This window comes from Catenibacterium sp. AM22-6LB (genome assembly GCF_003435615.1).
Taxonomy (GTDB): Bacteria; Bacillota_I; Bacilli_A; order Erysipelotrichales; family Coprobacillaceae; genus Catenibacterium; species Catenibacterium mitsuoka_A.
Map to the genome: position 1 here is coordinate 1 of NZ_QTUM01000089.1, position 5,055 is coordinate 5,055.

General features: G+C 33.8%; 6 protein-coding genes. 3 read left to right on the forward strand and 3 right to left on the reverse strand.

The features are described 5' to 3' along the window. Positions 1-146 precede the first annotated feature (146 nt). The gene (locus tag DW269_RS12025) at positions 147-422 is read left to right on the forward strand and encodes a hypothetical protein (RefSeq protein ID WP_022425871.1); all 276 of its coding nucleotides are present in this window, start codon (positions 147-149) and stop codon (positions 420-422) included. Between the two features lie 356 nt (positions 423-778). Here the strand turns inward: DW269_RS12025 and DW269_RS12030 are convergent, their stop codons facing one another. The 3 genes from DW269_RS12030 to DW269_RS12040 all read right to left on the reverse strand — a co-directional run bounded on the left by DW269_RS12030 (position 779) and on the right by DW269_RS12040 (position 3,940). Continuing rightward, on the reverse strand, positions 779-2,119 hold the full coding sequence (locus DW269_RS12030) for a C40 family peptidase (protein ID WP_117460220.1): 1,341 nt from the start codon (positions 2,117-2,119) through the stop codon (positions 779-781). Between the two features lie 70 nt (positions 2,120-2,189). Then, complete coding sequence (locus tag DW269_RS12035; RefSeq protein WP_117460222.1) at positions 2,190-2,630, reverse strand: HD domain-containing protein; 441 nt, start codon at positions 2,628-2,630, stop codon at positions 2,190-2,192. Continuing rightward, complete coding sequence (locus DW269_RS12040) at positions 2,627-3,940, reverse strand: RsmB/NOP family class I SAM-dependent RNA methyltransferase (RefSeq protein ID WP_117460224.1); 1,314 nt, start codon at positions 3,938-3,940, stop codon at positions 2,627-2,629. The genes DW269_RS12035 and DW269_RS12040 overlap by 4 nt, the downstream gene beginning before the upstream one ends. 89 nt (positions 3,941-4,029) lie before the next feature. Here DW269_RS12040 and DW269_RS12045 point away from each other — a divergent pair, with 89 nt between their 5' ends. Both DW269_RS12045 and DW269_RS12050 read left to right on the forward strand, forming a co-directional pair. Beyond that, a complete protein-coding gene (locus DW269_RS12045) occupies positions 4,030-4,572 on the forward strand; it encodes a DNA-3-methyladenine glycosylase I (protein WP_199410119.1) in 543 nt (180 codons plus the stop codon). 5 nt (positions 4,573-4,577) lie between these two features. Next, positions 4,578-4,988 carry a C-GCAxxG-C-C family protein gene (locus tag DW269_RS12050; RefSeq protein WP_233502523.1) on the forward strand — a complete coding sequence of 137 codons (411 nt, stop codon included), beginning with the start codon at positions 4,578-4,580 and terminating at the stop codon, positions 4,986-4,988. Positions 4,989-5,055 lie beyond the last annotated feature (67 nt).

Sequence of the window (5,055 nt, forward strand, 5' to 3'; positions counted from 1 at the left end):
GTCCCAATTGGGACAATATCAACTTGGATACATTGAGACATTATCATATTGGAATCAGACATATTACTGTTTAATTAATCGAACACAATTGCAAAAAAGGGGATTTTATGATATCTTTTACTAAGTATGAAAAGGAGGTTTCCCCGATGCAATTAGTTATTTATATATTCATTGCGTTATGTACTCTTGCAATCGCAATTTTATTTACTGAAGTTACAGGAAAATTATTCAAAGCATTACTTGCTTTAGTAGGTGCTGCTTCTACTGGTTACTCAATTGCTTTAGCTGCACGTATGATTGCAAAGTCTACTAAATGGTTCAGTAAACCACCACTAATGAATACTTTCTATATTTCATCTGCGATTGTATTAGTATTAATCATTATCGTTACAAAAGTCATCTTAAAAAAGAAAAACGGTTAAACCGTTTTTTTTATTTGCGCTAAAAAAGGAATGCCTTGCATTCCTTTTACTGACTACTCCCACGGGCAAGCCCATGGGGTTCTTACTATCAAGTTTAGCTTGTAATCGTACATCATTTTCAGACTTTGGAATACAAGTATAAATCTATTTACGTAAGAACTGTTATTACCAAGCAGTCCAACGACCACATTAACGGTAAATTTCTATCTTTCGATAAGGAAGTATAGTCAATCTCCCTGATGCTTATTTTATACTATTTTGATTCCACTATTCAATACTTTGATTCTATTAATCTTAATTCTTTTAATTATGTGGCTTTCATCCCATAAGCAAGCCTATGGGGTTTTCGACACTAATTAATAACATCTTCTTGCCTGGTAAAATTCTCTTTGCCAATAACCATTTCCTAATGTTGCAACCTGTACTGGTTTACCACTTGAAGGGGCATGTACCATACGGTTACCACCAATATAGATACCAACATGATGAACACCAGAATATGAACCATTTGAACTAAATAAAATAATATCACCAGCCTGCATAGAACCACGATCTACCTGTGTTCCTACACCACATAATGTCTTAGTCGTATTTGATCCAATATTAACACCAGCCTGATAATGAGCCCAGTTAACTAGACCTGAACAGTCGAACTTAGTCCAGTTAGGGTTTGCAATCTGACTCATAGAGTGACATCCACCCCATGAATACATATAACCCTGACGAGTTAATGCCTTGTTCGCAATCGCAAGTCCTCTAGAAGACTGATCTGGACTAGGTGTTGGTGTTGGTATTGTATTCCCTCCACCATTGTTTGATGAACCACTGTTGTTTGATGATCCTCCATTATTAGAAGAACTACTATTACTAGAAGAACTGTTGTTCTTGTTTGGTGTTGCATGAGTTACACCACTTACTTTAGATTCATCTGATGCCTTACTTAATTCAACTAAGTTCTGGGCAATTGTACCAATGTTGCTTTCATTATCAGATAAATCACTCTGCTTATCCTGTAAAGCCTTCTGTTCAGCTTCAAGTTTTGCAACTAATGATTTCTGTAATTCTTCAGCCTGACTCTTCTGCGCATTAAGTGCAGTCTGAGTATCTACAAGTGTCTGTTTCTGAATTTCTAACTGCTTCTGTTCTTCTTTGATTTCATTCATTAAATCTGTTTCATAAGAAGTTAAATCCTTAAGAGTTGCAGCTCTTGAAAAGAAATCTGAGAATGAACTTGCATTAAATAAATAATCAACATAGGCATTAGAATTCATCTGACTCTGCATAGAATAAATTCTATCCTTTAATAAAGCCTTCTTTTCATTTAGATTGTTTTCTGCATTTGTGATTGCAGTATTCATATAAGCAATCTTCTGAGTGGCTTCATTGATCTGACTATTTAAGCTATTGATCTTATCTGCTGCATCTGCAATAGATAGCTTTGCACTATCAACATTGCTCTGTTTACTGTTGATTTCACTCTTTAAGCTTGCACTTTTTGTTTTTAAGTATTTATTAAACTCTTTACAAGTATTCTGATTTGAACGAGTAAGTGTCTTAGATGAACAAAGCTTATAATACTTTGTTTCCTGACCTTCAAATTTATTGGCCGCTTCTACTGTATTCACATTAGATAAAGCAAGCGGAGTCACCATCGCACATGCAATAAGCAATGATACTATTTTATGTCCTCTTTTCACAAAATCACCTTCCTTTACGCATAGATTATTATAACACAACTCCAATTAAAACCCAATGTCATATGTAAATTCACATAATCTTAAGAAGTTTTAGTCTTTCTGATTCTTCATGCTTTAAAACCATCTTTTCAAGATAGTGGCTCCAACAATCTGCATCTTTAATCAGTTCACTATATGCATCATCTATACGTTCTTTATGCGAATGATTACTGATTGCAGTTATAATAATGTTCTTTTCTTCTTCGCTAAATATAGGATTCAGTAATTCTTTTGCCAATTCACTTGAACGAGTGGCATGCTGTAAAGTAGAAGAATAAATAGGAACCGCAATATCATGAAGAAGACCGATAATAGCACATAACTCTTCATCTAGATTTCTTTCTTTTGCAAGTAATAAACATAATGTTTCTACCTGAAACATATGTGCAATAGCATCTCTTTTATAATATCCATGACTTTTTTCATCTAAAAGATGTAATACTTCATCACGTAAGCTAAAGTAACGATTCATCGTCTCAGTCCCTTAGGAAATAAGTTTTTAACCTGATTGCTCTCTTTATAGAAGGAAAGTGGATACCCATCTACAAAGATGACACCAAAACCTTTTTTTCCTGTTCCTTCTAGAGTTTCACCATGGATATATTTCTTGATTTCTTCACTTTCACTTGGATAATCATAACTTTTTTTTACATCCTCTTTAGTCAAAGTTAAAGCAAGAGAATAACTTGGAATAAATCTATTCTTTCTTACTTCACCTAAATAGAGCCCATTACGTAATACTCTGATTCCTTTTAGTTCTGGGAAGTTCTTCTTAACTGCATAAAGATGTCCATTATTTTCTATGATGTATGAAGGTACTTTCTTATTGAGATTCTCCTGGTAGAAAGCTTTTAAAACCTTTAAATCAGCTAGATTAACTGAAGGTTTTATTGTACGTACTTGTTTTCTTGGACTATTGCCTGGTTTTCTTAGTAAGGCGATAAAGTGCCCTTCTCCACGATAATGATGAGGATAACATCTCACTACTTCATCTAGATCTACGCCTGGACATAAACCATTGGATTTATTTAAAGGAAGTAATTCGAAGCCAAGCTCATCCACTGCATAATGAACCATTGCTTCATTTTCTTCATATGAGTAAGTACATGTAGAATAAATAACCATACCACCCTGCTTCAACATATCATAAGCACCTTTTAATAGGTTCTTTTGAATATGAGCACATTCTAATACCTTCTCTTCACTCCATGTATCTATTGCCTGTTCAAGTTTTCTAAACATCCCTTCTCCACTACAAGGTGCATCTAAGACAATTTTATCAAATGCTTCCTGAAATTGTTTAGTAAAGCGCATGGGATCTACGTTTGTGACTATTGTATTATCTAAACCAAAACGTTCAATATTCTCACTTAAAATACGAGCACGAGAGGCTTCTATATCATTCGCAATTAATACACCTTCTCCAGTTAATCGAGATGCAATCTCACAGCTTTTACCTCCTGGTGCCCCGCACATATCTAACACAAAATCATCAGGTTCAATAGGTAATGCATCTGCTACAAGCATCGCACTTGGTTCCTGGATATAATAAAGTCCTGCAAGAAAATAAGCACTTCTTCCTGGATGATAGTTTTCATCATAAAGATAACCATTTTCTACAATAGGATGATGTTCTACATAGTTCTTATCTAGTACTCTTTCTACATTTTTCTTATTTCTATTTAAATATAAACCTTTAACTGGCTTTTCTAATAAAGCTTTCTTAAAGTCATCATATTCATCTTTTAATAAAGACTTCATACGGGCATCAAATTGTTCCATAAATTCACGTCCTTTCTGAACTATTATACAAAAAAATAGATGTGTTGACTACTTTGGATATGCTACAATGTGAAAAGGAGGATTATTTAATGAGGTGTTCATGGGCTAAAAGTAAAGAAGCAATCAAATATCATGACCATCAATGGTGTAACGAAACACATGATGAAAAAATGTTATTTAAGATGCTTGTTTTAGAAGGCATGCAAGCAGGATTATCCTGGGATACTATTTTAAAGAAGGAAGAAGCTTATAATCAGGCATTTGATGATTTTGATTATCACAAAATTGCCTCTTATTCTAATGAAAAAATAGAATCTCTCTATGAAGCTGAAGGGATTATTCATAATCGTTTAAAAATCAATAGTATTATAATCAATGCGAAAGCTTTTCTAAACGTGCAGGAAGAGTTTGGCAGCTTTGATCATTATATCTGGTCTTTTGTAGATTTTAAGGTGATTGATCATCGTTATGTGGATGAAAAAGAAATTCCTGCAAGTGATGCACTGTCTACTAAGATATCTCAAGATTTAAAGAAACGTGGCTTTAAATTTGTAGGTCCTGTGATTATTTATAGTTATTTACAGGCGATTGGTATTTATAATGATCATCTCATGAATTGTGAATGGAGGTAAAGGATATGACACGTATTGATGAAACTATTAAGAGACATGATAAGGGTTATAACTGTGCACAGGCTATTGCATGTACTTATTGTGATCTTGTAGGTATGGATGAAGAAACAATGTTTAAGGTAGCTGAAGGCTTAGGTCTAGGTGTAGGCTGCATGGAAGGAACTTGTGGTGCTGTTACTGGTGCATGTCTTCTAGCAGGATGTAAGAATAGTACAGGCAATCTAGATACGCCAAATAGTAAAGCAAGTACTTATAAGTTATCTAGAGAAATCATGCAGAAATTTAAAGAAAAAAATTCTACAACTACATGTAAAGTTTTAAAAGGTGTAGAAACAGGTAAGTTGTTAAGAACTTGTCCTGACTGTATTAGAGATGCCGCTGCTATTGTAGAAGAAGTATTATTTAGTGAGGAATAGTCATCTATTCCTTTCGTATTATAGAACTAGAAGTTATTCAAGTAATAATTCTAGTTTTTTATTTTAT

Excerpts from the sequence above, each read along its gene's own strand:
- DW269_RS12045 (WP_199410119.1), top strand. The coding sequence starts at position 4,030 with ATGAGGTGTTCATGGGCTAAAAGTAAAGAAGCAATCAAATATCATGAC.
- DW269_RS12035 (WP_117460222.1), bottom strand. The coding sequence starts at position 2,630 with ATGAATCGTTACTTTAGCTTACGTGATGAAGTATTACATCTTTTAGAT.
- DW269_RS12025 (WP_022425871.1), top strand. The coding sequence starts at position 147 with ATGCAATTAGTTATTTATATATTCATTGCGTTATGTACTCTTGCAATC.
- DW269_RS12050 (WP_233502523.1), top strand. The coding sequence starts at position 4,578 with ATGACACGTATTGATGAAACTATTAAGAGACATGATAAGGGTTATAAC.
- DW269_RS12040 (WP_117460224.1), bottom strand. The coding sequence starts at position 3,940 with ATGGAACAATTTGATGCCCGTATGAAGTCTTTATTAAAAGATGAATAT.